The organism is Aurantimonas sp. E1-2-R+4, assembly GCF_036549515.1.
GTDB classification, from domain to species: domain Bacteria; phylum Pseudomonadota; class Alphaproteobacteria; order Rhizobiales; family Rhizobiaceae; genus Aurantimonas; species Aurantimonas coralicida_A.
Genome location: NZ_JAZHLK010000154.1, coordinates 1 through 680 on the forward strand (window position 1 = coordinate 1; position 680 = coordinate 680).

General features: G+C 52.6%; 1 protein-coding gene. It reads left to right on the plus strand.

The features are described from left to right. Positions 1-150 precede the first annotated feature (150 nt). A complete protein-coding gene (locus VQ045_RS21835; protein ID WP_331831626.1) occupies positions 151-588 on the plus strand; it encodes an RNA-directed DNA polymerase in 438 nt (145 codons plus the stop codon). Positions 589-680: the final 92 nt, after the last annotated feature.

Consider the following 680-nt stretch of genomic DNA (forward strand, 5'->3'; position numbering starts at 1 on the left):
AGGATTTCGAGAACCTGTCGCGCAACGCGCTCGCATTCCTCAAACTGGCGTCTATCCGCCTAATGCTGCGAAGGCTTTGTTCAAATTGAACAACTTTCCGGACCGACTCTGAGACTACTGCGCGATACACTCTTATCGCTTCTGCCGGAGTTGGCAGCGCTGCCGGCGGAAAAGGCCGATATCCGCGTCTATGTTAACACGCTCTTCGATTGCCTAAAGAGCTGGTGTTACTCAGATACGGCGGGCCTTCCGCAAAATCGTGACGCATCGTCATTTCTAGCGAACGTATATATGTTGCCGGTTGACCGGGCGATGCTAGCCAAGGGGTATAACTATTTCCGCTACATGGACGATATCAAGATCGCCTGCGTCAGTGAACATGATGCAAGGAAGGCACTGAAAGCGCTTAGCCTTGAGCTACGCAACCGGGGCCTTTCCGTAAATTCGGGCAAAACAACGATCGTCTCCAGGGATCAGGGTGACGATGACATATCGAAATATCTGGATGCAGGAGATACGGAACTGCAACAGATCGATTCGGTCTGGCAGACAAGATCCTTGCGCCCGATTAGAGCGTCAGGCGATTAATCTGCAACATAGCCAGCGGCCTTGAGGTAGTTCCAACATTCTTCGGGCTCGAACAGGTCGCAGATGTTGCCGACTGCACGCCAGAGATCGTC